This window comes from Haloarcula rara (genome assembly GCF_029338235.1).
GTDB lineage: Archaea > Halobacteriota > Halobacteria > Halobacteriales > Haloarculaceae > Haloarcula > Haloarcula rara.
The window spans coordinates 1,095,836-1,118,980 of record NZ_CP119785.1; the positions used below are offsets into that span (position 1 = coordinate 1,095,836).

Below are 23,145 nucleotides of genomic sequence, written 5' to 3' on the forward strand. Positions count from 1 at the left end.
GAGGTCCGGGTATGCAAGTCGACGCTGTCGTGCTGGATATCGACGGGGTGCTGGTGGACGTGGCCGATTCGTACCGACGGGCCATCGTCGAGTCCGTCGAGCGGGTGTACGGCGACACCATCGCGAAAGAGGATATCCAGCGGTTCAAGAACGCCGGCGGGTTCAACAACGACTGGGAACTGACCGACGCGGCGGCGCTGTTCGTGCTGGCCTCGCGAGAGACCGACGTGGACGTGGCGGGCTTTACCGACGCCATCGCCGAGGCCGGCGGCGGCCTCGACGCGGCGAAATCTGTCGTCCGGGAGCTGCTGGAAGAGAACGCAGAGGCGGTCCTCGACGCGTGGGACCCCAGGGGCCTCCGCGAGGTGTTCCAGACGCTGTATCTCGGGAGCGAGCTGTATCGGGACCTGGAGGGCGGCGAACCCGCCTTCGACGCGCCGGGCTACATCAACGACGAGCCGAAACTGGTCAGCGAGGCGACGCTCGATGCCCTCAAGCGAGGCTACCAGGTCGGCGTCGTCACCGGCCGCCCCGCCGCGGAGGCCGACATCGCGATGGAGCGGGTGGGACTGGATATCCCTGACGAGCACCGCTTTACCATGGACGACTGGGAGCAGGGGAAACCCCACCCCCACGCCCTGCTGACGCTGGCCGAACGATTCGACGCACAACGGGTCGCCTTCGTTGGCGACACGCTGGACGACATCCAGACCGCCGTCAACGCCGACGACGAGGACCCGGACCGAGTGTACTACGGCGTCGGCGTCCTCACTGGTGGACTCACCGGCGAGGACGGCCGAGCGACCTACGCGAGCGCCGGGGCCAGCGCAGTCGTCGAGAGCGTCGAGGACCTGCCCGAACTGCTGGAGTGAGGAGCGGGCTGCCACCATCGAAAGGGGACGGCAAGCACGTCCGGTCGCACAACGCTTATTCGCAGTTCGCCCTACGCCTGCATATGGACATCGCGTTACTCGGCGGCACCGGCGATATCGGCGAAGGACTCGCCCTGCGGTGGGCGGACGATACGAACCATACGGTCATCGTCGGCTCGCGAGAGGCCGACAAGGCCGCGGCGAAAGCCGAGGAGTACGAAGCCGAACTCGACAGCCGCGGTCGCGAGGCCGATATCGCGGGGCTAGAAAACGTCGAAGCCGCCGCGCAGGCGGACGTCGTCGTGACAGCGGTGCCGGCCTACCACCTCACGGACACCGTCGAGGCCGTCGCCGACGAGCTCGGCGACGCCATCCTCGTCTCGCCCGCCGTCGGCATGAAACGCGACGAGGACGGCTTCCACTACAACCGCCCCGGCGTCGGCAGCGTCACCCAGCTCGCCGCCAAAGCGGCCCCCGAGGACACGCCGGTCGTCGGTGCGTTCCACAACCTCGCGGCCGGCCGACTGGCCGACCTCGAAGCCGACCTGGACTGGGACACCATCGTCGTCGGCGACGACAGAGACGCGAAAGCCACAGTGTCGGAACTCGCCGAGGGCATCGAGGGCCTGCGAGCGCTGGACGGCGGTCCGCTCGCCAACGCCGCCGAGGTGGAGGGACTCACGCCGCTGCTCATCAACGTCGCCCGCCACAACGACGGCCTGCATGATTTAGGCGTTCAGTTTCGGTAGCAATAGCTGGAGTGTCTTTTGCGGTGGTATCGGTTGCTAACAGCCAGAAAGCCCCGTGAGCGATTGCTGCATAGTAGACCGCAAACAGCCAGAAAGCCCCGTGAGCGATTGCTGCATAGTAGACCGCAAACAGCCAGAAAGCCCCGTGAGCGATTGCTGCATAGTAGACCGCAAACAGCCAGAAAGCCCCGTGAGCGATTGCTGCATAGTAGACCGCAAACAGCCAGAAAGCCCCGACTGGCTCCGGTCGGGGGCCTCGCTGCGCTCCTCAGTCGCTTCGCTCCTTGCGGTGCTTGCGTCGTCCACCTTCCCGGAGCCAGTCGCCCCTTTCAGTCCCGCCCGTAGCCGGTTGACCAGCCGACTTGGGTGGGACTGAAAGGGGCCGCGCTCTCGACGAAGCACGGCGTTCGCAAGAGCGAAGCTCTTGCGCAGCCCATCAGAAATCTTCGATTTCTGAGGACGAAGTAAGCACTGGAGCGAACGAAGTGAGCGAAGCGCGCAACGAGCCGCGCGAGTCGAGAGCGCGGGGGCTTTCTGGCTCTCCCGCACCGCTGCAGTAGCGTTCACAAAAGCAGGTCCATCGTTTCCTAGCCGCAATTTGGGTCGATTGCACACTGCTTTTGACGACCCAACCCTACGTGCGACTGTGGCGTCCCCATACGAGATACTCGGCGTCGACCCCGACGCGGACGAGGCCGAGATAGTCGATGCCTATCGGGAGCGCGTCAAGGAGACCCACCCCGACCAGGGCGGGTCGACGGAGGCGTTTCTGGCGGTGAAGACCGCCTTCGAACGCATCGAGAACGGCTGGGAGCCCGGGGACGCAGTTCCGGAGGACGACATCGCCGGCGACCCGGACGCGGGGACCGACGCTGCCGATGGGACGACTGAGCCCGAACAGCCCCCGGAGCCGGAGGGCGTCAAGGTGGAGTACCTGAACTACGAGGTGATGGCCGACCGGCTGTGGGAGCTGACCGACGACGACCTCTTCGAGAAGGCGGCCGATGGCGGCCTCGCGCCCGAGGATTACGGCGAGTTCTACGTCAGAGACAGCGAGTCGCTGCTTGAGGCCGCCGAACGCCAGGGGTACGCCTGGCCCTTCGCCTGTCGCGGGGGCGCCTGTACGAACTGCGCCGTCGCCGTCGTCGAGGGGGAGATGCCATCGCCGTCGAGTCACATTCTGCCGAAGGAACTCCACGACCGCGGGATTCGTCTCTCCTGTATCGTCGCGCCCGAGACGGACGCGAAAATCGTCTACAACGTGAAGCATCTGCCCGCGGTGCAGGACCTCCTGCTGCCGGCGAGCCGGTTCGAGGCGTCGTCGACGGACTGAGCGGCCGCTGTCGGGGACAGCGCCGATAAAATCCTAAGACGGCTACGCCGAGGCCTGCGTCAGCGCGTCCTCGATGTCGTCGGCCTGCGTGACGCCGACGAAGCGCTCGACGATGCCGTCGTCGTTCTCGACGACGAGCGTCGGGAGCGAGCGGACCTGGTACTCGTTGGCCACGTCCTGTTCCTCGTCGACGTTGATCTTCTCGAACTCGACGTCGCCCCACTCTTCCTCGAGATCTTCGAGGATGGGGTCTTGCGTCTTGCAGGGGCCGCACCAATCGGCGTAGAAGTCCTTGAGCGTGACAGCCATGGTTCTTCTCAGCCTAGACTGTGGTATCAGATAAGGATTGTCCATACGGGTACGGCGCGAGCGAAGCCGAAAGGCTTACTCGGGATGGGTGATGAGAAGCGCCCATGAGCAGCGACAGCGGCGGACTGATGTCCAGTGCCGGCCTCGTCCGGTACTTCGACGCCGAAGACCAGAACACCATCCGCATCGACCCGCGAACCATCGTCGCCTTCGGCGTCCTCTTTGGCGCGCTCGTGCTGATTCTGAACGCGATGCTTCAGACTGGCGGGCTGTAGAAGGAGACGCTTTTTTCGCCGATACGAGCTGTTTTACTGGTGACTCAGTGAGGACTGCCGAGAGCCAGAAAGCCCCGGTTCGCTTCGGTCGAGGGCTTCGCTGCGCGTGGTTCGAGAGAGCAAATCTCTCTCGTCATCTGCTCACGGGTCGGAGGCCCGTTCGCAGGTTCGTGGGACTCTGCGAGTCCCACGCTCATCACGAAAGGCGCCACGCGCCTTTCGAACGACTTCGCTCACTCCGTTCGGTCCAGTGCTTGTGTCAGCCGTCTTCCCGGAGCGAACCGCCTCTTTCGGTCCCACCCCGGCGCTGTTTAACCAACCGGCACGGGTGGGACTGAAAGGGGCCGCACTCTCGACGAAGCCCGGCGACGCAAGCACCGCAAGCCAGCGGCTGAGGAGCGCAGCGAGCCGCGCGAGTCGAGAGCGTGGGGGCTTTCTGGCTGTTTACAACCGGTCGAACGCCAGCGGTAACGACCCCGACTGACCACACGAACTCCACGTGGCTTAATTTATCACACGACAATTGGCAGGTATGCACTTCACACAGCGCGAACAGGCCGCGCTTCGGGACGTGGGACTCGACCAGGAGACCATCGAGGCCGCCTCGGCGGCCGTGGTCGGAGCCACGAAACAGGCCGCCGACGACCTCGAAGCGTTCTTTGCGGATATGGACACCGTCTACTCGGATATGGATATCGCCCACAGCAGTAGCGAGATCCAGGAACACAGTCTCGACTACGTGGACCTGTACACCCACGCCGACGACATCCGGGGGTACGTCCGCTTCGACACGTGGGGCGTCCCCGTCGAGGGCGGGCGCGTACTCACCGACGAGAAAGTCGAGCTGACGCTCGGGCCCACCGTAGACGGCCGGGTCCGCTTTGCCGCCGACGAGGACGCCCTATGAGCGTCCGGGTCAGGGGCATCTACGCGACGGCGCTGACCCGGCTACTCTCCGACGCTGGCGTCGACGTGGTGCAGGCCTCCGGCCCTATCGAGGAGCGCTTCGACACCGAGTTCCCGGTCGAACGGGCCGGCGCTGCCGTCACGACGACCGACGACCGACAGGGCGTGGGCGTCAGCGGCGACCGCGAGACAGTCAAGCGGGTCGTTACGGAACTCCGAGGGCTGGGCCGGGACACGCTGTCGTGGGCCGACCCGCTCCCGGTCCGAGCGGTCTACGCCGGCGAAGTCACGGAGACACTTTCTAGCGGCGCCGTCGTCGACTGCGGCGACGGCGAGGGGTTCCTGCCGTACTCGAACAGCGACGAGCGCGTCGAGACCGGCGACCGCCTGCGGGTGCAGGTCATCGAAGGGGGCGCACCCTGGACCGACGGCCGCGCGGTGCTCGATACGACCGCCGCCGTTCGGGGCGAGCTTCTGACCCTGGTTCGGGGCGGGTCGACGAGTGCGACGGCATCGGGCCCGGCGATGCTCGACGTGATTTCGGCCGACCCGCGCGAGGGGTGGGGCGTCTCGTGGGGACGAGCAAGCGACGAGGCGGGCTTTGACGCCATCGCCGATGCGCTCGAGGTGGCCAACGAACGGGCGGCGGCCATCGACGACGCGCTGGCGGGCGCCGACGACCCCGAAGACGCCGCCCCTGCTCGACAGTTCGACGGCGGCGCGACGACGTGGGTGTGGTTCGGTCGGGAGAGCCGCTTCGCGCTCGACGAGCGACGCCGCGACGTGACGACGACGATGGCGGGCCACCACCGCGTGAAGGCGGGCTCGAACAGCGCAGCGCGGCGGTCGACTACGTCGAGGCGCTGTGTGCGGAGCCCGGCGCCGGCGCCGAGACCGACTTCCCCTTCGCCGTCACCGCGCGGCAGTTCGGCCCGCAGGCCGGTGACACGCTACGGCTGGGCCACGGGAAACCGGACGGGCGGCTCATCACGCTGGGCCGGGCGGACGTCCAGCAGGTCGACGCCGACGGCACCGTCACCGTCGAGCGCGAGATGCGTGCCGGCGGCGAGTACGACGGTCTGGGCGTCCCGAAGGAGGCCGGCGACGTGGCCGAAACCAAACTGAAGGAAGGGCGGTGGTGGTATCCGACGGTGTACCGCGACAGCGAGGGCGAGAAGAAGGGCACCTACGTCAACGTCTGCACGCCCGTCGAGATATTCCCGGACACCGCCCGCTACGTCGACCTCCACGTCGACGTGCTGAAACACGCCGACGGCCGGGTCGAACGCGTCGACGACGACGAACTCGACGCCGCCGTCGAGGCGGGTGACGTCCCCGATGAACTGGCCGAGCGCGCCCGGAGCGTGGCCGCGGCAGTCGCGAGCGCACTGTCGTAGCTGCTATCTGCGCCGCCGGCCCAGCCGCCACGCTCCAAGTCCGATTGCGGCCAGCGCCCCGGCGATACCGAACCCGTCGCCGGTCACGCCGAGGAGCCCGCCGTCGGTCGGTGTGGGCGTCCGGGCCGGCGCGTCCGCGGCGGGGTCGGGGAAGGTGTAGACGCCGGGCGTGACGCTGTCGTCCAGGGCGGCCGTACTCGTGGCCACGAAGCAACCGGCGGCCCGCTGGGCCGTCCAGAACGACGTCGTCTCGGAGTCGCGCCACCGGAATATCTGTCGGGGTTCGCTCGGCTCTCGCAGGTCGTGGACACGGACGCCGCCCTGATACCACGCCGAGTAGAGCCGGCCGCCCGTGAGTTCGAAGTTGTGTGCGGTCGTCAATACGCCGCCCCGCGTGGGGTCATTCGTCGGTGGGGGGTCAATGGTGGAAAGCGACTCGGGTGACTGGGGGTCACTGATGTCGAACAGCTCGATACCGCTGGGCCCGCCGTCGCTGTCCTCGCTCGCGGCCCAGGACTCCCCGCCGACAGCGAGCAGCGTCGCGCCCTCGTCGACCGTGACGAAGTGGTCGTTACCCGGCGGTTCGGTGCGCTCGGTCCCCGGATCGGACACGGCCGCGAGCGTCTCGCGGTCCCGGCCCCGAACGCGGGAGACCAGCGAGATATCGGCGGGGTCGCTCACGTCGAGAATCCACGTCCCGGCGTCCCAGTAGGCCAGATAGGCGCGGTCGCCCCGAACGGTGACGTCGTGGAGCGGCCGGAGCGCGGGGTGGACCGCTGCCCACCCCTCGTCGGCGTCGAGCAGGGACCACGAGCCGACCTCGTCGTCGGTTTCGGTGTCGACGACGACGAGCGGACTGTCAGTGCGGCCGTTGGCGGTGACGTAGGCGTAGCGGCCGTCGAAATCGCAGTTGTGGACCCGCGTGTCAAGTTCGACGGCGGCGACCTGCGCTGGGTGCTCCCGGTCGCTGACGTCGAAGACGACGACGCCGTGGGCGCCGCTGTCGACGGGATTGGCGGGACCGGCCACGAGCAGGCGGTCGTCCACGACGGCGGCGTCCTGGACGACCTGCATCGGCCCGTTGGGGCTGTCGGCCAGCAGGTCGGTTCGCTCCGCGAGCAGCCGGGGAGCACTGGGCGAGACGAGGTCAACGACGGCGATGCCGTCGCCAGTGGCGACGTAGGCGGTGTGGCCGTCCGGGCTGGTGACGAGTTCACGGGCCCCCGAGAGGTCAAGCGTGCCCAGCGGCTCGCCGCCAGTGGGGGTGCTCGCAGGGGTCGAATCGCCGTCGTCGGTGGGGAGCGGGTGGGCGGCGGCCGAGCCGACAGCCCCGGCGGCGCCAGCGACACCGAGCGAGCGCAGGAGGGTACGGCGGCGCATACCGGCCGGTGGGCAGCGACGGCAAGAAGGGTTGCGGTGACGGGGAGTTGCCTGAAACGGTTTGGGTTCGAATCGGGTCCGGACTGCTGGTCGCGCGAGCAACCGACAGGGTTTCACGCCTCCATTCCCTGAAGACGGCATAGATGAGCAAAGACGTCATCGAGGTCACCGGCGCAGAGGAACACAACCTCAAAGACGTCGACGTGGAGATTCCCCGGGAGGAACTCACCGTCGTCACGGGGCTGTCGGGGTCGGGAAAGTCGTCGCTGGCCTTCGAGACGATTTACGCCGAGGGGCAACGGCGCTACATCGAGTCGCTGTCGGCGTACGCCCGGAACTTCCTCGGGCAGATGGACAAACCGCAGGTCGAGAACGTCGAGGGGCTCTCACCCGCAATCAGTATCGACCAGAAGAACGCCGCCAACAACCCCCGCTCGACGGTTGGCACCGTCACCGAGCTACACGACTACCTCCGCTTGCTGTACGCTCGGGTCGGCGTCCCGCACTGTCCGGAGTGTGGCCGCGAGGTAGGCGAGCAGTCGGCCCAGAACATGGTCACGCGGCTGCTGGAACTGCCCGAGGGCACCCGCGCGAAGCTGTGTGCCCCCGTCGTCCGGGACCAGAAAGGCGCCTTCGAGGACCTCTTCGACGACCTCGTCGGCGAGGGGTACTCCCGGGTCGAGGTCGACGGCGAACCGTACGACCTCGCGATGGAGAAGCCCGACCTGGACGAGAACTACGACCACACTGTCGACGTGGTGGTCGACCGCGTGAAGATTAGCACGGAGGCCCGCTCCCGAATCAACGACTCCGTCGAGACCGCTCTCACCGAGGCCGACGGCACCCTGAAAGTCGTCCTGCCGGACCCGCCCGAGGGCGCCGCCGAGGCGCTGGGCGGCGCGACGGCCCGCGCGACCGGGGACCTCGCCGAGAGCGACGAATCCACCGCCGACCGCCTCGTCGTCGAACTCTCCGAGGAGCTGGCCTGCACGCACTGTGGCATCGACATCTCCGAGGTCGAGACCCGCTCCTTTTCGTTTAACTCACCGCACGGCGCCTGTCCGGAGTGTGAGGGGCTGGGCGAGACAAAGGAGGTCAGCGAGGACCTGGTGATTCGGGACCTCTCAAAGCCACTGAAACACGTCTTCGAGCCCTGGAGCTACGACCGGACCTACTACTCCCGGCAGCTGGACAACGTCGCCGACCACTTCGGCGTCTCGCTGTCGACACCGTTCGAGGACCTGGACGAATCCATCCAGCGGCAGTTCCTCTATGGCACCGACGACCTGGTCCACTTCGAGTGGCGCACCAAGAACGGCACCCGCGAGAAGACCGAGCGCTTCGAGGGCGTCATCCCGAATCTGGAACGCCGCCACGTCGAGACGGACTCCGACCGCGCCCGCGAGCACATCGAGGACTTCATGGCCACCACGGAGTGTCCGGCCTGTGAGGGCACCCGGCTGAAAGCCGAGTCCCGCGCGGTGCTGGTCGACGGCACCGCCATCACCGAGGTCAACGAGCTGTCCATCGGCGACGCCCTGGCACACTTCGAGGGGCTGGAGAGCGAGCTCTCGGCCCGCGATAAGAAAATCGCCGAGGAGATCCTCAAAGAGATTCGCGCCCGACTCGGGTTCATGGAGGAAGTGGGCCTGGAGTATCTGACCCTCGACAGGGAGGCCGCCACGCTCTCCGGCGGAGAGAGCCAGCGAATCCGCCTGGCCACCCAGATAGGGTCGGGGCTGGTCGGGGTGCTGTACGTGCTGGACGAGCCCTCCATCGGGCTCCACCAGCGGGACAACGACAAGCTACTGAACACCTTAGAGGAACTCCGGGACCTCGGGAACACGCTCATCGTCGTCGAGCACGACACCGAGACGATGCGGCGGGCCGACCAGGTCATCGACATGGGCCCCGGCCCCGGCAAACGCGGCGGCGAGGTCGTCGTCAACGGCCCACAGGAGGCGCTGATGGAGACAGAGGCGTCCGTGACGGGCAAGTACCTCTCCGGCGAGCGCTCGATTCCGGTCCCCGACGACCGGCGCGACGGCGACGGCGACCACCTCACCGTGCGGGGCGCCCGCCAGCACAACCTCCGTGACGTCGACGTCAAGTTCCCACTCGGCACCTTCACCGCCATCACCGGCGTCTCGGGCTCCGGGAAGTCCACGCTGATGCACGATATCCTGTATAAGGGCCTCGTGCGACGGATGAACGACACCGACGTCAATCCCGGCGAGCACGACGACATCGACGGTATCGAGAACATCGAGACGGTGCGACTCATCGACCAGTCGCCGATCGGCCGCACGCCCCGCTCGAACCCGGCGACGTACACCAACGTCTTCGACCACATCCGCGAGCTGTTCGCCGAGACCAGCCTCTCGAAGCAACGGGGCTACGAGAAGGGGCGGTTCTCGTTCAACGTCAAGGGCGGCCGGTGTGAGGCCTGTGGCGGGCAGGGAACGGTGACCATCGACATGAACTTCCTCTCGGACGTGCAGGTCCCCTGCGAGGAGTGTGACGGCGCCCGGTACAACGACGAGACCCTCGATGTGACCTACAGGGGCAAGACCATCGCCGACGTCCTTTCGATGAGCGTCGAGGAGGCCTACGACTTCTTCGAGAGCCACAGCGGCATCCGGCGGCGCCTCCAGTTGCTGAAAGACGTCGGGCTGGACTACATGCGCCTGGGCCAGCCCTCGACCACCCTCTCCGGTGGCGAGGCCCAGCGCGTGAAACTCGCCGAGGAGCTGGGCAAGAAAGACTCCGGCGAGACGCTGTATCTGCTGGACGAGCCCACGACCGGGCTCCACCCGGAAGACGAGCGCAAGCTCATCGACGTGTTGCATCGGCTGACCGACGACGGCAACACCGTGGTCGTCATCGAGCACGAACTCGACCTCGTGAAAAACGCCGACCACGTCATCGACCTCGGGCCGGAGGGCGGCGAGGGCGGTGGCGACCTCGTCGCCGAGGGCACGCCGGAGGACGTGGCCCGCACCGACGAGTCCTACACCGGGCGATACCTGCGTGACCACCTGCCCGACGTGGAGCTTGAGGGGCCACGTTCCGAGCGGGACGTGGCGACGCCGGCGGCCGACGACGACTAATCGGCGGCGTCACACCGTCGCGATACCCTGTTTCCGTCGCTCATCGAAGCGCGTCGACATCATCGCTCAGCTCGTCCTCGTCGAAGTTCGAAACGATGCCGCGCTCGTCTGCTGTTGCCATCATCTCCGAGATAGTAAGTCCAGCCAGTCTAGCCGCGCCGCGCATCCCGACCTCTCGGTCCTGATATCGCTGGAGTGCAGTCTCGACAGGCGCTGCTTCCTCGTCGCTCATCTGTGTGTAGTCATGTGTCCGACAGAAGATAAAATTCGGCGACGACACACTTCTTTCGAGGGCGCCCCAACAGTGAGCCATGCCCACGTACTACGCGGCGCTCTCGGACCGTCTGCTCGTCGGTGACGGCGAGTGGACCGAGCGACTCCGCGGGCACGACATCGAGTGCGTCGCGGCCGACAGACACGCCCCGTCCCGCGTCCTCGTCGGCACCGCCGAGCGGGGCTCCAGCGCAGCATCGACGGCGGCGAGAGCTGGCAACGCGTCCTCGACCCGAGCGCGAACGGCGGGCAAAGTGCCGACCGCGTCACCAGCGTCACCGTCAGCCCACACGACCCCGACGTCGTGTGGGCCGGCACCGAACCGAGCGCCGTCTACCGCTCGACCGACGGCGGGTCCAGCTGGACCGAACGCGAGGGGCTCACCGACCTCGACTCGGCCCCGGGATGGTCGTTCCCGCCGCGGCCCCACACGCATCACGTCCGGTGGATAGCCGTCGCACCCGACGACCCCGACCAGCTGTACGTCGCCATCGAGGCCGGCGCCTTCGTCCGGAGCGAAGACGGCGGCGAGAGCTGGAGAGACCACCCCGAGGGCGGCCGCTACGACACCCACACCATCGCCACGCACCCTGACGCCCCCGACCGCGTCTACGCCGCCGCGGGCGACGGCTACGCGCTGTCGACGGACCGCGGCGAGACGTGGAATAGCGTCGAGCCCCGCTCGACGAACGACGCGAGCGGCGGCCAGCCGCGAGCCCCGCAGGACGGCCTCGACCACCGGTACGTCTGGAGCGTGGCGGTCCACCCCGAGGACCCCGACACCGTCGTGGTCTCGGCGGCCCGGGGCGCGCGGTCGGCCCACTCGACGACCGGCGAGAGCTACGTCTACCGGACGACGGGCGAGGGGTGGGAGTCCGCGATGGACGGGCTGCCCGAGCCGGACGGACTCGCGCGTGCCGTACTCGCGACCGACGGCGACGGGTTCGCGGCGCTTTCGAACCACGGGCTCTTTCGCTCAGTGGACGGAGTGACGTGGCAGCAGGTCGGTAGGTGGACCGACGCTTTCGACCAGGTGCCCCGCGGGCTGGCGGTCGTCTAGACCGCCCCGCCGAGCAGGACGATAGGGGCGGTGGTCACGACCGCCAGGCCCGCCGCTACGACCAGAATCTGTAGCGCCCGCTTGCGGTCCGCGGCGACGGCCTCGGTCTCGGCGACCGCCCCCGTCGACCCGCCCGACCCCGAGAGGTCGTAGCGGGCAGCGCGCCGAATGCCACACAGAAGCCGTAGTAGTCCTGGACGAGCCCGACCCAGCCGCCGAAGACGAACGGTGCACTCGCCCACAGCGCACTCGCCGGGAGCACGTCGAGCGCGACCGCGAGCACGATTGCGGCGGCGAGACCGAACGACCCGATGCCCGACAGCCGCCGGGCGCGGCGCTGCTCGGCGCCGATGTTGCAGACGCCGGGCTGGTACTCTGCCATACCGCCTCGTTTGGCGTGGCCCGTTATATCTAATCCGGCCACTCGGTCGGGGCCGTACGAACGGCTCGTGTCAGAGAAAAGTTATGCGCTGCCAGGTCCCAGTCACTTCAACGGTGCCCTCCATCAGGTCGATTCCACCGGCCGGCTCCCCGGAACGGCAGTACGCACTGCTGGGCGGGCTCGCCGCGGTACCGTTTACCGCCACGAGCTACTCACAGGCCGACGTGGGCGTGTCGCTGTGGCCGGTGTTCTGGGGCGGGCTGCTGGCCGGCTATCTCGTCAAGCGCCGCGAGGGTGACGGCACACCCGTCGGTTTCGATGCCGGCGTACTCGGTGTGCTACCGGGGCTCCAGTGGTTCTACGATGAGTTCGGGCACGTGCTCGGTCAACCTGTCGACCCCGGCGTCGTCGCGGAGATAGCACTGCTCGTCGCCATGTTGTTCCCTATCTTCCTGGCCCTGGGTGGCCTGGCCGGTGCCGTCGGTGGTCGGCTCGGTGGCTGGCTGGCCGAAGTGAATGGACACCCGGAACAACCCGTCGAGGTGAGCTAACCATGGCCCGGGCTGTCACCATCCTGCGACCGGACCCCGAAACGGGACCGTACAGCCTTCTCGGCGGGGTCTGTGCGCTGGGCGTCGCCGCCGTCAGCGCCTGGCTATCGAGGGGTTTGCTCTCGGTCACGGGCGCCGCCGTCGGCGGGCTGGTGGCCGGCTACCTCGCCGGACGCATCGGCTCGCCGAGCGGTCCCGTGGGGTTCCGTGCCGGGCTCATCGGCTGGCTCCCGGTGCTGCTGCTGGTCGCGACCGAACCGCTCCGAACCGCCGACGGAGCGGACGCCGAGGGACAGGTGATTGCGCTGGGCGTCACAGCGGTGATGACAGCGGTGCTGCTGGTCGTCGGCGGACTCATCGGCGCCTTCGGCGCGCGACTCGGCGGCTGGCTGGCCGAGCGCCGGGGCCACGCCGCGGACTGAACCCGTCCGAATCGAGAAGGTATTTGGCCTCTGACACCCACGCACCGGGTATGCACGATGTCGTCGTCGTCGGGGCCGGCCCCGCCGGCTCGCGGTACGCCCGCCGGGCCGCCGAGTCCGGACTGGACGTGCTCGTCTTCGAGCAGGGCGAGGTGGGCGAGCCACTGGCGTGTTCGGGCCACGTCAGCACCGACCTCTGGGAGTACACCGAGGACGCCCGCGAGGAGCTGTTCCAGAACGAAATCAGCGGGGCGCGCTTCCACACCGGCGGCCCCGGGAGCGACGACCACCCCTTCTACAAGGACGAGGTCATCTCGAACGTCATCGACCGCGTGGGGCTGGACAGACACCTCGCGGAGCTGGCCCGCGACGCCGGCGCCGACCTGCGCGAGCACCACACCGTCGTCGCCGTCGCGGAACACCGGGACCACGTCACCGTCGACGCCCGCGGCCCCGACGGCGAGGTCGAGACCCACCGCGCGAAACTCGTGGCCGGCTGTGACGGCCCCAAGAGCCGCGTCCGCCGGGAACTCGGGCTCCCCGAACCCGGTGAGTTGCTCCACGGGGTGCTGGGCTTCGACGAGACGCCCGACCACCAGGACTTCGTCGACGTCCACCTCACCGTCCCGACCTTTTTCGCCTGGCGCATCCCGCGCGGCGAGGCCGGCGTCGAGTACGGGCTGGCGGTGCCGCCGGGCGACGACGCCCGCGAGCGCTTCGAGGCCTTCGTCGCCGGCTACGACGCCGACGTGACCCGGCGCTGTTCGGGCCTCATCCCCATCGGTCCGCCGAAACGTGTCACTGGCTCCCGGGCCTTCCTCATCGGCGACGCCGCCGCCCAGACCAAGCCGTTCACCGGCGGCGGTATCCTCTATGGCATGACCGCCGCGGACCACGCCGCTCGCGAGATCGACCCCGAGGACCCCGCGACGCTGGGCGACTACGAGCGGGCATGGCGCGACGACCTGCGCGGCGACATCCGCCTGGGCCACGCCGTGCGGGCGGGCTATTCCGTGCCGAAAACAGTCCAGAAAGTCGGTATGAAAGCGTTCGAGGGGGAAATCGGCGTCCACATGGACCGCCCGTCGACGCTCTTTTCGCGTGAACAGTTGAAGGCGCTGCTGTCGCGGTCGTAGCTCAGCTCGCGAGCCGCGCCTGAATCTCGAGCCACACCTCTCTGTACCCGAGCATGTAGATGCCGGTGTACAGCAGGAGGAGTCCCATCCCGAGTTCCCAGAGCGCAAAGACCGACGGCTCCGCCAGCAGGTCCGCGATGCCGGCGTTCTCCGTGAGCGCGCCGACGACCGTCAGCACGCCGGCCGCCGCAGCGGTCAACAGGAGCGATAGCAGTTCCGTCAGCGAGCCAAGGCCGTTCATCGGCGGCTTTAGACCAACGGCCGATATAGGCCTTCCGGCCGAAGCGTAACTGGTTTCATGGACCGTCGTCTGGAGACGGAGTATGAGCCAGTACCGCGGTATGGACCACGCAACGCTCGCGAAACGCGGCTTCCTGCTCGGCGTCGCGCTCTTTGCGGTCGGCGTCGTCGGCGAGGTCGGCGGCCACGCGCTCCTCGGGACACTCCCCGCGCTGGTGAACACACTGCTTGTCGATATGGAGGCCATCGGCATTCTGCTGGCGCTGTTCTCGCCGCTCGTGTTCGGCATCGTCCTCCCCCTTATCGAGTGAGCGACCGCCGAACGTGTTTAGCCTGTGCAGTGCTACCAAAGCATATGGACGCGAGTCGTTTCACCGTCGCCTCGGGTGTCGTCGCACTGGTTGGCTGTCTGATCGCCTTCGTCGCGCCGCTGGCCCTGGACGCCCAGCCGGGTATCCGCGGGAGCGTGACGCTCTCGGCCGTCGTCGGGGCCGTCTTCGCCGGTAAGAACTTCCTGACCATCCGCGAGCACGGCCGCCCGAGCTTCGCAGCGGGGATGATGGCCACCGTGCTTGGCCTGTGGCTCATCGTCGCGCCGCTGCAGTACGACATCGTCGGCGCCCCGCTGACCGCGCTCACGCAGTTCGGTGGGATGTGTCTCGCGGCGTTCTCGGCGTACACCGCACTCGTTGCCGTCGAGGGGTTCTTCAGTTCAGGAGAGACGACGGACGGTGAAGAGGGCGACTCTATCGGCTACTCGTAACGGGGCAGGCGCGCCGAGACGGCAGAGCCGTCCACGAAGGGGAGCTCGTGGCGCTCGGCCGGGACGTCCGCGCCGTCGACACTGACCGTGAGGTCGCCGTCGGGGTAGTCCCAATCGAGGGTCGCCATCGCGATGGGAGCCTCGACGGTGGGGCTCTCGACGGCGCGGGTCACCTCGCCGACGTGCTCGTCGCCCACGGAGACGGCCGCTCCGGGGTCGGGCAGGGCGTCGACGGTCAGCCCGACGACGCGCGAGTTGGGATAGCCCTGGTTCTCGACCCGGGAGACGACCTCCTGGCCGACGTAACAGCCTTTCTCGAAGTCAAGCGCCGTCCGCAGGCCGAGGTCGTTCGGGAGCGCGCCGTCGATTTCCGTATCGAACAGCGGCGAACCAGCTTCCAGCGTGAGCGTCTCCCACGTGCGATAGCCGAAGGGGACGGCGTTGAGCCCGCGGTTGACGAGCGTATCGAAGACGCGTTCGGCGTCGTCGGCGCCACACACCACGTCGTAGCTCTCCTCGCCGGCGAGGTTGTCGGTCCGGATGACCGAGACGCCGGCGTCGCCGAGCTCGCCGCGATTAAACGAGAGGGCGGGCTCGGGCGAGGACGCCTGGTGGAGCACGCTCGCTATCTTCTCGGTCGCTTTCGGGCCGTGCACGCCGAAGACCGCGAAGTCGTCCGTGGCGACGCGAATCTCGACGTCCTGGATGAACGTCTTTGCCTGCCAGTCCTCGGCCAGCGCCGTGGCTTCCTGTGGCGGGGTGAAGACGAGCAGCCGTTCGCCGGCGTTGTAAACGTACATATCCGTCTCGACGCGGCCCTGCGGGTCGAGCAAGAGTGCATACGTCCCCTCACCGTCTTCCGCAGGCACGCGGTTCGAGACGGCGTTGTCGACGTAGTCGACGCGGTCCTCGCCGGTGACGACGAGGACGCCGTAGCCGAACTCACAGACGCCGACGACGTTGCGGACCGCCCGGTGGGTCCGCTCGGGCCGGCCGTAGTGGGCGACGACGCGGCGACCGCCGACCTCGCGGAAGGTCGCACCGTGGTCGGCGTGGACGCCCTCGATAACAGTCATGCGAACGGATGGGAGCCTCGCGGCAAAAAACGTCCCGCTCTCGCAGTTAGCGGCGCCGGTAGGCGACCAGCGAGAGCAAGGCGAGCGCGGCGACAAGCGTCACGGGCGTGAAGCCGGGCCCGAGACCGCCGGAGGTCTCGGTCGGTTCAGTGTCGGTGGCAGTCGGGGTGGACGTGGCCACCGGCGTTCCGGTCAGTTCCGCCGCTTCCTCGACGACCGTGACAGTGACCTCCTGCTGGACCTCGCCGTCGTCGACGGTGAAGGTCACCGGTCCGGCCGACTCGGTGTCAATCTCGAGCTCGCCGTCGTCGTCAGTCGTGCCGACCTGCTGCCCGTTCTGGGATACCGTCGCACCGGAGACGGGGTCGTCGTACTCGTCGGTGACCTCCAGGGTTATCGAATTACCCAGGAGCACCCGGTCCTGGGCCGAGATAGTGAGATTGTCTGTGCGGTCGATGGAGATAGTCTCGGTGACGTCGCTCTGCTTGACCTTGACTGTCTGTGTGGTCCGGTCGTAGCTGTCCTTGGTCACGACGATGTCGTAGTTGGTGTTGACCGGTACCGAGGTGGTCGCATCGCCGTCCGAGCCAGTCTGGAGGGTCCCTGCGCTCGGAATCTCGACGGCTGCATCGAGCGGTCGGGGCTGTTCGAAGTAGTCGTCGGCCACCTTGACGGTGAGCAACACTTCACCCTGTTCGATGGTGCGGTCGATGTCGGTCTGGTCTCCGACAGTGACGCGGGTTCGGTTGTCGAAGTACCCGTTCTTGTAGATGTCGAGGCGGTACTCGCCGTGCTCGACGGCCGGCGTCGTGACAGTTCCGTCGGCACCGGTCCGCTGGTCGGTGACAAAGCCGTCCCCGCCACGATATAGCAGGACGCGGGCGTCTTCGACGGTCTCGTTGTCCGTGTTACGCACCGTCACCGTCGCGGTGCCCGACTCGGAAACGGGCACCTCGACCGACTGCTCGGTCGCGTCGCGGATGTCGTAGGCGTTGTTCCGGATGTACTGCTCGTCGTCGACACGTATCGAAACGTTCGCACCGCGGGGGGCTTCGAATCGAACCCGCCCGTCGGACAGCGTGGTCTCGTTCGTCGAGCCGCCGTCCCAGGTTGCCGTCACGTCGACGCCACCGCCGACTGACTGGCCGTCCTGATTGACGATGGTCGCGGTGATGACCACCGGGTCCTGTTGTGCAGTGACGGCCGCCGGGAGGACAGCAACCACCCCGGCGAGCATCACGATACAGAGACCGACTGAAACTCGTGTCGAACCCATATCTGGGTGGTAACAACGTACGGACTTAAAGTATGGCCCAGCTACGCCGACAGTTATCACCGGTTCGATGCCGACTGGACGAGTGCCTCGACGTCGGCCGGTTCGATGGGGGGGAGCGGCCCAGTCATCGTCCGTGCCAGCGCCGCGGCCGCCGCGCCGTGAGACAGGGCAGTGTCGGTCGACGCCCCGTCGGTGAGCTGCTGGAGGACGGCGCCGACCAGCGCGGCGTGCTGGCCGGCGCTGTCGGTCGCCTCGGTCTCGAAGGCGTCCTGTTCGTGGAGGACGCCGTCGTGGTAGCCGACGACCCCGTACTCGTTCCGGGTGAGGACGACGTGAGAGAAATCGTAGTCGCTGGCGATGGTGTGGACCAGCTCGCGGGGCGACCCCGTCCGGTCGAAGACGGCCTGGGCCCCGTCCTCGCTGGCAAACAGCAGTTCGACCGGGTCGAAGAGGTCTTCGAGGGTGTCGTGGGCCGTCTGTCCGCTCCAGATGCCAGGGTAGAAATCCAGGTCCATCGCCCGCAGCCCGGGGGCCGAACGAAGCAGGGCACCGGCGGTCTCGGCGGCGTTCTCGGACAGCGCCGCCATCGATCCCGTCGTGAAGACCGCGTCGGCCTCCTGGACGCGACCGACCGGGAAGTCGCCCGGTGACACGGTCGCCAGCGCCGTGTCGGCCCGGTCCTGAAAGAGGCGCGACTCGCGGGGCGGGGTCCCACTCTCGTGGAACTTCAGCCCGTGTCGACCGGCCTCGGGGGCGGCCCAGGTCACCTCGGTCTCGAGTCCGTGTTCGTGGAGCTCGGCGACAGCTCGCCGCCCCAGCGGCGTGTCGGCGAGCTTCGAGAGCCAGACGGCCTCGGCGCCCAGCCGGCTGGCGATAGCGGCCGCGTTGCTGGATACCCCGTCGACGTGCAACCTCACCTCGCGGGCAGTCTCGAACCGTTCGCCCTCCTGCGTTGCGAAGCGAAGCGCCGTATCACCGAACGAAACGATAGACATGTCCCACCCATGGACAGACAGGGGTTTAGTTCATCCGGCTGTGTGGGACTCGTTTACCACACCTTGCCGGTGACGCGAAACTGAATCGCGCGACGGCTCGCACCGGCCACAGTCTCCCGTCAGCAGCGTGGCTGCGCTCTCACTTTCGCCGACCAGTGTGCCCCGGGTAATCCCGCTCGAACCGGTCCTCCAGTTCGTCGAAGTCGACCTCGATGACCGTCGGCCGGCCGTGGGGACAGGCGTAGGGGTTGTCACAGTCGTCAAGCGCCGCGAGCAAGTCCCGGACCGACCCCTCGGTCAGCGAGGTGTTACCGGTGACCGACGGGTAACAGGCGAGGTCGCCCAGCAGTTCGTCGGCGGCCGCCTCGACGGTGGTCGCGGCCTCGCTCTCCCCGCCGACAAAGGCACTCAGGACGTCGCGGACGATGTCGGGACCGGCGGCGTCGGCGATGACGCCCGGCAGCGTCCGCACCTCGACGGTTCGCTCGCCGGTGCGGGCGGTGTGGAAGCCCAGACTCGCCAGCGCGTCGCTGCGGTCGGCGAAGACGGCGGCCTCGCGGGCCGTGAGCTCCAGTTCGACCGGCTCGGCCAGGGCCTGCGTCGTCGTCTCGCCCTCGAAATCCCGCTTGAGCCGCTCGTAGTTGACCCGCTCGTCGGCAGCGTGCTGGTCTATCAGCACGAGCCCGTCGTCGGTCTCGGCGACGACGTAAGTGTCGTGCAACTGGCCGAGTATCCGCATCGCTGGCAGCGTGTCGTGGGCTGTCTCGGGTGCCTCACCCAGATGTGTCTGGTCGTGGCCGCCAGAGAACTTCCGGTCCGGGTCCGCCGACGCGGTAGCATCGCTCGCGGGCGACGTGTCGGTCGCCGACAGCTCACTCTCCGATGCCGACTGCGACCCGCTGGGAGACGACTCCCACGCCGACGATTCCGTCGTTCGACCCGAAGCGGTGGTGTCCGGGGTCGACGCTGCGTCGGCTGGTTCCGGTGTGGTCGACGCTGCGTCGGCCGCAGGGCGCTCGTCGTCCGAGGACATCGACTCGTTGTGTCGCGTGGTAGATGAACCGCCGTCTACGTCGCTCGTCGTCGAATCTCCGGTCGCCGAATCGCCCGTCGTCGACTCACTCACACTCGAATCGGTCCCAGCCCGTTCGGGCGTTATCTCGGTCTGTTCGGGCTGGGACCGGCCCCGTGGCGCGGTCGAGCGCAACAGTCCCTCCTCCATGAGGGCGTCCGCGACGGCAGTTCGGACCTGCTCGTGGACGCCCTCGTCGTCGACGAATCGCACTTCCATCTTGCGCGGATGGACGTTCACGTCCACGTCACCTGCTGGCACGTCCATGAACAGGACGGCGAAGGGGTAGCGGTCCGGCGCAATCTGGGTGCCGTAGGCGTCGACGACGGCATCGTGGGCGGTCTTGGCCCGGACGTAGCGGCCGTTGACGTACGTCGAGAGGTACTCCCGGCCCGCGCGGGTGGTCTCGGGATGGGACACCAGCCCGGTGACGCCGGAAAGCGGGCCGTCCGGTAAGTCCTCACCATCGACTGCTATCATAGATTCGGCCACTTCACGGCCGTAGACGGACATCACCGTCTCTCGCAGGTCACCCTGCCCCGTAGTAGCGAACGTCTCGCGACCGTCGTGTTCGAGTGAGACGGCCACGTCGGGGTTGGCAAGCGCGTAGCTCGTGACGATAGTGTTGACGTGGGCGAACTCCGTCGAGGCCTGTTTGAGGTACTTCCGCCGGGCGGGGACGTTATAAAAGAGGTCCTCGATTTCGATGGTCGTCCCCTCGGGACAGCCGGCCGGACTCACAGCGGTGACCTCGCCGCCCTCGACGACGAGTTCGGTGCCTGCCTCGCCGCCACGCGGGCGCGTGGTGATTGTCAGCCTCGACACCGCGCCGATGGCGTGCAGCGCCTCACCGCGAAAGCCAAGCGTTCCGACGCCGCCCTCCAGGTCCTCGATGTTCCGAATCTTGGAGGTGGTGTGTTGCTCGACGGCGCGCTGGACGGCGTCCCGTCCCATCCCGACGCCGTCGTCGGTGACGCGGATGCCCTCGCGGCCGCCGTCCGCGACGCTGACCGTGACCCGCGAGGCGTCGGCGTCGATGGCGTTTTCGACCAGTTCCTTCACGACCGAGGCCGGCCGCTCGACGACCTCGCCGGCGGCGATGCGCTCGACGGTCCGCTCGTCGAGTTGCTGGATATCTCCTGGCGTCTCCCCCATGCTCTTGTGACCGGTAGCGGGCCGGCCGACTTGAGACTGTCCCAGCGCGGCCCGTTAGTGTCAATAATTAACACACTGTAGTCCCTAGGGGAAAACGGTGAGCCAATATGTGTCACCACAGAGGCGATATCCCCGAGGAAATGCCCGAATGGACGATGGAGCGCGAGGAGACAGCCGACGAGGCTGACGGGGAGGAACTGCCGGAGTTCCTCAACGAAGCGGACGAGGAGGTTTCGGTGTTGACCGACGGTGGGGAGTAGCGAGGCGTCGAACGGAGAGACGCCTCGAAGCGACGCGGTGAACGTAGTGAGCCGCGGAGCAGTAGCGAGGACGCGAACGGAGCGAGTGTCCTCGAAACAGTGAGCCAGAAAACGGCCGATTTTTCGCGGCGGGTTCGGCCTCGAAACCGGCCCCTCGGACGGGCCGGAATCCAGGCCGTGTTTCGCACCGGCTTTTCCGCCCGATTTTTGGCCCAAAACTGCCATTATTTCATATAATTCGGCTATTTTGTGGAAATATACATATAATGGTGGGGCGTAGGGGTGGTATGCAACCAGACGATAGTTGCGGCGAGTGCGGCGGCGAACTGACCCAGGTTCGGGCGGTCCGGCAGCTCTTCGAGCCGGACCCGACGACGATGACGGACGGCCAGCTGGCCGACCAGCTGGCTGCCGGGATGGGCGGCTTCTACGAGGAGGGCGTCCACGGGACTACCGTCCGTGTGTTCCGGTGTGAGGACTGCGGCCACCGACTGGAGCGCCACTGATGAGCGACCGGTCGCTGCGGGAGATACGCGCGTTTCTGGGACAGCTCGAACTCGGGGACCAGATATGGTGGGCGACGACCAGTAAACGGCGCCAGGACGCGCCGTCGAGGGTCACCGGTATCAGCCGGGACGACGAGGACTGGCGAGTGAAGATACGGGGGCCGGGCGGTGGCAGATACTGGCTCGTCGTCGAGAGCGACAGCGCCCGGGTGTTCCACGGCGGGTCGCCGGACGGCGCTGGAACCTCGGCGGGTCCGCTCACCGAGTTCGGCCGGCTCGTCGTCCGCCCGGTCGAGAACTGACCGAGTGGGGCCGTGCCCCGAGGTATCAAGTACGCTCGCGGAGACCGGGCCAGTATCCATGGAACAGCACGACCGCCTCTACCGGCTGTACGAGACGGTGGACACGGAGACGGTGCGAGCCTATCAGGAACTCGTCGACCTCTTTCCGGCCCTGCGGTCGACCGTCGCACTGGAGCAGTGGGAAGACGCGAAGACGGAACTGGACGAGCGGAAGACGACCATCGCCGAACAGTTCCCCGACCCCTACGCCGAACTCGCCTCGCACCTGACGCGTGAGGAGGCCTTCACCGCGCTCGACCTGTACTCGAAGTACGACCGGACGGTGAACGTCCTCGTGCTGGACGTCGACGAGACGCTCCGGTCGGCCGGCGACACCGACAACGAGATTCCCCGGCCGACGCTGCATCTGCTGACGGAGTTCCACGAACGCGGGATACCCATCGTCGTCTGCACCGGCCAGACCCTGGAAAATGTCAAGGGTTTCATGATTCAGGGACTCGGCAACGACATCGTCGGCTCGGGAGAGATGAGCATCGTCTACGAGACGGGCAACGCCGCGTTCACGCCGAACCACGGCGCCGACACCAAGCGGCTGCTGTACGAGGGGCTGGACCCGGTCGTCGTCGAGACGTTCGACGACGTCCGCGGCCGCGTGCTCTCTGCCGCCCCGGACAGCGTCCGGCGGGGCTGTCACCTGCAGGGCAACGAGTTCAACGTCACCATCAAACCCAACGCCGAGGTCGGCAGCGACGCCGCCGTCGCGGTCATCGACGAGGCCGTCCGCTACTTCTGTGGGCTCGTCGGCGACTGTCTCGCCGCTGCCGTCGACACCGACGTGGCCGAGCCCGAACGGCTCGCTCGCACCTACTTCGCGAGAGACCCCGAAATCGCCGCGGTGTTCGAGGACGGCGACCTCGCGTACGACGCCGACCTCGACGGGGCCCCCGACCCGTTCACCGACGCCCTAGAACGCATCGACGTGGGGTACTACGAGGGTGACGCCGCAGAACTGGTCAGTCTCGAACTGGACAAACCGACCGGTGTCAGGGCGGCACTGGACGTGCTTGGCATCGAGGACCCCTTCGCGCTGGCGATGGGCGACTCCAAGAGCGACCTGCGGGTGATGGAGTGGCTCGCCGACGCCGACTGCGGCATCGCTGCCGCACCGGAACACGCCTCCGAGGGCGTCCTCGACCACGTCAACGAGCGGGACGAGCTGGTCTATACTGCGGGCGAAGCCAGCACTGTCCTCAAGATTGTCTACGGGATGGAACTGCTGGCGGGGTGTACCGACGCGTAGCCAGCGACGGGTTCGCCCCAACAGTTAGACGCTACCCGAGCCTAG

Annotated in this window: 24 protein-coding genes and 2 pseudogenes; 17 read left to right on the forward strand and 9 right to left on the reverse strand. The window is 67.5% G+C overall.

Annotation, left to right across the window (positions count from 1 at the left end; genetic code table 11):
- The first annotated feature begins 11 nt into the window (after positions 1-11).
- From P1K32_RS05735 to fer, 3 genes are all read left to right on the forward strand, one after another.
- Complete coding sequence (locus tag P1K32_RS05735) at positions 12-872, forward strand: TIGR01548 family HAD-type hydrolase (protein ID WP_276251737.1); 861 nt, start codon at positions 12-14, stop codon at positions 870-872.
- A gap of 83 nt (positions 873-955) precedes the next feature.
- The gene (gene npdG / locus P1K32_RS05740; protein ID WP_276251738.1) at positions 956-1,621 is read left to right on the forward strand and encodes an NADPH-dependent F420 reductase; all 666 of its coding nucleotides are present in this window, start codon (positions 956-958) and stop codon (positions 1,619-1,621) included.
- Positions 1,622-2,267: 646 nt separating this feature from the next.
- The gene (gene fer / locus P1K32_RS05745; RefSeq protein ID WP_276251739.1) at positions 2,268-2,954 is read left to right on the forward strand and encodes a ferredoxin Fer; all 687 of its coding nucleotides are present in this window, start codon (positions 2,268-2,270) and stop codon (positions 2,952-2,954) included.
- A 42-nt stretch (positions 2,955-2,996) separates the two neighbouring features.
- On the opposite strand, the gene P1K32_RS05750 is transcribed toward fer, so the two are convergent.
- Positions 2,997-3,263 carry a thioredoxin family protein gene (locus P1K32_RS05750; protein WP_276251740.1) on the reverse strand — a complete coding sequence of 89 codons (267 nt, stop codon included), beginning with the start codon at positions 3,261-3,263 and terminating at the stop codon, positions 2,997-2,999.
- 104 nt (positions 3,264-3,367) lie between these two features.
- Here P1K32_RS05750 and P1K32_RS05755 point away from each other — a divergent pair, with 104 nt between their 5' ends.
- The 3 genes and pseudogenes from P1K32_RS05755 to P1K32_RS05765 all read left to right on the forward strand — a co-directional run bounded on the left by P1K32_RS05755 (position 3,368) and on the right by P1K32_RS05765 (position 5,841).
- Positions 3,368-3,538, forward strand: a complete 171-nt coding sequence (locus tag P1K32_RS05755; RefSeq protein WP_276251741.1) for a preprotein translocase subunit Sec61beta — start codon at positions 3,368-3,370, stop codon at positions 3,536-3,538.
- 532 nt (positions 3,539-4,070) lie between these two features.
- Positions 4,071-4,445 (forward strand): DUF7532 family protein, encoded by a 375-nt coding sequence (locus P1K32_RS05760; protein ID WP_276251742.1) that lies wholly within the window; start codon positions 4,071-4,073, stop codon positions 4,443-4,445.
- Positions 4,442-5,841: pseudogene (locus P1K32_RS05765) on the forward strand (ribonuclease FAU-1 family protein). The gene P1K32_RS05760 and the pseudogene P1K32_RS05765 overlap by 4 nt, the downstream one beginning before the upstream one ends.
- 3 nt (positions 5,842-5,844) lie before the next feature.
- Here P1K32_RS05765 and P1K32_RS05770 read toward each other — a convergent pair.
- Positions 5,845-7,221 carry an LVIVD repeat-containing protein gene (locus tag P1K32_RS05770; RefSeq protein WP_276251743.1) on the reverse strand — a complete coding sequence of 459 codons (1,377 nt, stop codon included), beginning with the start codon at positions 7,219-7,221 and terminating at the stop codon, positions 5,845-5,847.
- 143 nt (positions 7,222-7,364) lie between these two features.
- On the opposite strand from P1K32_RS05770, the gene uvrA reads away from it, so the two are divergent.
- Positions 7,365-10,331 carry an excinuclease ABC subunit UvrA gene (gene uvrA / locus P1K32_RS05775; RefSeq protein ID WP_276251744.1) on the forward strand — a complete coding sequence of 989 codons (2,967 nt, stop codon included), beginning with the start codon at positions 7,365-7,367 and terminating at the stop codon, positions 10,329-10,331.
- Between the two features lie 40 nt (positions 10,332-10,371).
- On the opposite strand, the gene P1K32_RS05780 is transcribed toward uvrA, so the two are convergent.
- A complete protein-coding gene (locus tag P1K32_RS05780) occupies positions 10,372-10,563 on the reverse strand; it encodes a UPF0175 family protein (RefSeq protein WP_276251745.1) in 192 nt (63 codons plus the stop codon).
- 79 nt (positions 10,564-10,642) lie between these two features.
- Here P1K32_RS05780 and P1K32_RS05785 point away from each other — a divergent pair.
- Positions 10,643-11,664: pseudogene (locus P1K32_RS05785) on the forward strand (WD40/YVTN/BNR-like repeat-containing protein).
- Positions 11,665-11,719: 55 nt separating this feature from the next.
- Here the strand turns inward: P1K32_RS05785 and P1K32_RS05790 are convergent.
- A complete protein-coding gene (locus tag P1K32_RS05790; RefSeq protein ID WP_349682132.1) occupies positions 11,720-12,046 on the reverse strand; it encodes a hypothetical protein in 327 nt (108 codons plus the stop codon).
- A 113-nt stretch (positions 12,047-12,159) separates the two neighbouring features.
- Between P1K32_RS05790 and P1K32_RS05795 the strand changes: the two genes are divergently transcribed.
- The 3 genes from P1K32_RS05795 to P1K32_RS05805 are packed head-to-tail and all read left to right on the forward strand — an operon-like array spanning position 12,160 to position 14,155.
- Complete coding sequence (locus tag P1K32_RS05795; RefSeq protein WP_276251746.1) at positions 12,160-12,597, forward strand: DUF5518 domain-containing protein; 438 nt, start codon at positions 12,160-12,162, stop codon at positions 12,595-12,597.
- Positions 12,598-12,599: 2 nt separating this feature from the next.
- Positions 12,600-13,019, forward strand: a complete 420-nt coding sequence (locus P1K32_RS05800) for a DUF5518 domain-containing protein (protein WP_276251747.1) — start codon at positions 12,600-12,602, stop codon at positions 13,017-13,019.
- Positions 13,020-13,069: 50 nt separating this feature from the next.
- Positions 13,070-14,155, forward strand: a complete 1,086-nt coding sequence (locus P1K32_RS05805) for a geranylgeranyl reductase family protein (RefSeq protein WP_276251748.1) — start codon at positions 13,070-13,072, stop codon at positions 14,153-14,155.
- Between the two features lies 1 nt (position 14,156).
- On the opposite strand, the gene P1K32_RS05810 is transcribed toward P1K32_RS05805, so the two are convergent.
- Positions 14,157-14,396 carry a DUF8151 family protein gene (locus P1K32_RS05810; protein WP_276251749.1) on the reverse strand — a complete coding sequence of 80 codons (240 nt, stop codon included), beginning with the start codon at positions 14,394-14,396 and terminating at the stop codon, positions 14,157-14,159.
- An 82-nt stretch (positions 14,397-14,478) separates the two neighbouring features.
- Between P1K32_RS05810 and P1K32_RS05815 the strand changes: the two genes are divergently transcribed.
- Together P1K32_RS05815 and P1K32_RS05820 are read left to right on the forward strand one after the other, a co-directional pair.
- Entirely contained in the window at positions 14,479-14,706 is a 228-nt protein-coding gene (locus tag P1K32_RS05815; RefSeq protein ID WP_276251750.1) for a DUF7860 family protein, read from the forward strand.
- A 44-nt stretch (positions 14,707-14,750) separates the two neighbouring features.
- A complete protein-coding gene (locus tag P1K32_RS05820) occupies positions 14,751-15,158 on the forward strand; it encodes a hypothetical protein (RefSeq protein ID WP_276251751.1) in 408 nt (135 codons plus the stop codon).
- Here P1K32_RS05820 and ygfZ read toward each other — a convergent pair.
- The 4 genes from ygfZ to mutL all read right to left on the reverse strand — a co-directional run bounded on the left by ygfZ (position 15,149) and on the right by mutL (position 20,732).
- Entirely contained in the window at positions 15,149-16,234 is a 1,086-nt protein-coding gene (ygfZ, locus tag P1K32_RS05825) for a CAF17-like 4Fe-4S cluster assembly/insertion protein YgfZ (protein ID WP_276251752.1), read from the reverse strand. The two genes, P1K32_RS05820 and ygfZ, sit on opposite strands and share 10 nt — an antisense overlap.
- 46 nt (positions 16,235-16,280) lie before the next feature.
- Positions 16,281-17,510 (reverse strand): carboxypeptidase-like regulatory domain-containing protein, encoded by a 1,230-nt coding sequence (locus P1K32_RS05830; protein ID WP_276251753.1) that lies wholly within the window; start codon positions 17,508-17,510, stop codon positions 16,281-16,283.
- A 56-nt stretch (positions 17,511-17,566) separates the two neighbouring features.
- On the reverse strand, positions 17,567-18,505 hold the full coding sequence (locus tag P1K32_RS05835; RefSeq protein ID WP_276251754.1) for a carbohydrate kinase family protein: 939 nt from the start codon (positions 18,503-18,505) through the stop codon (positions 17,567-17,569).
- Between the two features lie 139 nt (positions 18,506-18,644).
- On the reverse strand, positions 18,645-20,732 hold the full coding sequence (gene mutL, locus P1K32_RS05840) for a DNA mismatch repair endonuclease MutL (RefSeq protein ID WP_276251755.1): 2,088 nt from the start codon (positions 20,730-20,732) through the stop codon (positions 18,645-18,647).
- Positions 20,733-20,839: 107 nt separating this feature from the next.
- Here mutL and P1K32_RS05845 point away from each other — a divergent pair, with 107 nt between their 5' ends.
- The 4 genes from P1K32_RS05845 to P1K32_RS05860 all read left to right on the forward strand — a co-directional run bounded on the left by P1K32_RS05845 (position 20,840) and on the right by P1K32_RS05860 (position 23,100).
- Positions 20,840-20,992 carry a hypothetical protein gene (locus P1K32_RS05845; RefSeq protein ID WP_276251756.1) on the forward strand — a complete coding sequence of 51 codons (153 nt, stop codon included), beginning with the start codon at positions 20,840-20,842 and terminating at the stop codon, positions 20,990-20,992.
- A 287-nt stretch (positions 20,993-21,279) separates the two neighbouring features.
- Positions 21,280-21,498 carry a hypothetical protein gene (locus tag P1K32_RS05850; RefSeq protein ID WP_276251757.1) on the forward strand — a complete coding sequence of 73 codons (219 nt, stop codon included), beginning with the start codon at positions 21,280-21,282 and terminating at the stop codon, positions 21,496-21,498.
- Positions 21,498-21,800 (forward strand): hypothetical protein, encoded by a 303-nt coding sequence (locus P1K32_RS05855; RefSeq protein WP_276251758.1) that lies wholly within the window; start codon positions 21,498-21,500, stop codon positions 21,798-21,800. The genes P1K32_RS05850 and P1K32_RS05855 overlap by 1 nt, the downstream gene beginning before the upstream one ends.
- 58 nt (positions 21,801-21,858) lie before the next feature.
- Positions 21,859-23,100, forward strand: a complete 1,242-nt coding sequence (locus P1K32_RS05860; protein ID WP_276251759.1) for an HAD family hydrolase — start codon at positions 21,859-21,861, stop codon at positions 23,098-23,100.
- Positions 23,101-23,145: the final 45 nt, after the last annotated feature.

Excerpts from the sequence above, each read along its gene's own strand:
- P1K32_RS05800 (WP_276251747.1), top strand. The coding sequence starts at position 12,600 with ATGGCCCGGGCTGTCACCATCCTGCGACCGGACCCCGAAACGGGACCG.
- P1K32_RS05855 (WP_276251758.1), top strand. The coding sequence starts at position 21,498 with ATGAGCGACCGGTCGCTGCGGGAGATACGCGCGTTTCTGGGACAGCTC.
- P1K32_RS05820 (WP_276251751.1), top strand. The coding sequence starts at position 14,751 with ATGGACGCGAGTCGTTTCACCGTCGCCTCGGGTGTCGTCGCACTGGTT.
- P1K32_RS05735 (WP_276251737.1), top strand. The coding sequence starts at position 12 with ATGCAAGTCGACGCTGTCGTGCTGGATATCGACGGGGTGCTGGTGGAC.
- ygfZ (WP_276251752.1), bottom strand. The coding sequence starts at position 16,234 with ATGACTGTTATCGAGGGCGTCCACGCCGACCACGGTGCGACCTTCCGC.
- P1K32_RS05830 (WP_276251753.1), bottom strand. The coding sequence starts at position 17,510 with ATGGGTTCGACACGAGTTTCAGTCGGTCTCTGTATCGTGATGCTCGCC.
- P1K32_RS05835 (WP_276251754.1), bottom strand. The coding sequence starts at position 18,505 with ATGTCTATCGTTTCGTTCGGTGATACGGCGCTTCGCTTCGCAACGCAG.
- P1K32_RS05805 (WP_276251748.1), top strand. The coding sequence starts at position 13,070 with ATGCACGATGTCGTCGTCGTCGGGGCCGGCCCCGCCGGCTCGCGGTAC.
- P1K32_RS05810 (WP_276251749.1), bottom strand. The coding sequence starts at position 14,396 with ATGAACGGCCTTGGCTCGCTGACGGAACTGCTATCGCTCCTGTTGACC.
- mutL (WP_276251755.1), bottom strand. The coding sequence starts at position 20,732 with ATGGGGGAGACGCCAGGAGATATCCAGCAACTCGACGAGCGGACCGTC.
- P1K32_RS05750 (WP_276251740.1), bottom strand. The coding sequence starts at position 3,263 with ATGGCTGTCACGCTCAAGGACTTCTACGCCGATTGGTGCGGCCCCTGC.
- P1K32_RS05780 (WP_276251745.1), bottom strand. The coding sequence starts at position 10,563 with ATGAGCGACGAGGAAGCAGCGCCTGTCGAGACTGCACTCCAGCGATAT.
- P1K32_RS05755 (WP_276251741.1), top strand. The coding sequence starts at position 3,368 with ATGAGCAGCGACAGCGGCGGACTGATGTCCAGTGCCGGCCTCGTCCGG.
- P1K32_RS05860 (WP_276251759.1), top strand. The coding sequence starts at position 21,859 with ATGGAACAGCACGACCGCCTCTACCGGCTGTACGAGACGGTGGACACG.
- P1K32_RS05760 (WP_276251742.1), top strand. The coding sequence starts at position 4,071 with ATGCACTTCACACAGCGCGAACAGGCCGCGCTTCGGGACGTGGGACTC.
- P1K32_RS05850 (WP_276251757.1), top strand. The coding sequence starts at position 21,280 with ATGCAACCAGACGATAGTTGCGGCGAGTGCGGCGGCGAACTGACCCAG.
- npdG (WP_276251738.1), top strand. The coding sequence starts at position 956 with ATGGACATCGCGTTACTCGGCGGCACCGGCGATATCGGCGAAGGACTC.
- P1K32_RS05770 (WP_276251743.1), bottom strand. The coding sequence starts at position 7,221 with ATGCGCCGCCGTACCCTCCTGCGCTCGCTCGGTGTCGCTGGCGCCGCC.
- P1K32_RS05845 (WP_276251756.1), top strand. The coding sequence starts at position 20,840 with ATGTGTCACCACAGAGGCGATATCCCCGAGGAAATGCCCGAATGGACG.
- uvrA (WP_276251744.1), top strand. The coding sequence starts at position 7,365 with ATGAGCAAAGACGTCATCGAGGTCACCGGCGCAGAGGAACACAACCTC.
- P1K32_RS05790 (WP_349682132.1), bottom strand. The coding sequence starts at position 12,046 with ATGGCAGAGTACCAGCCCGGCGTCTGCAACATCGGCGCCGAGCAGCGC.
- P1K32_RS05815 (WP_276251750.1), top strand. The coding sequence starts at position 14,479 with ATGAGCCAGTACCGCGGTATGGACCACGCAACGCTCGCGAAACGCGGC.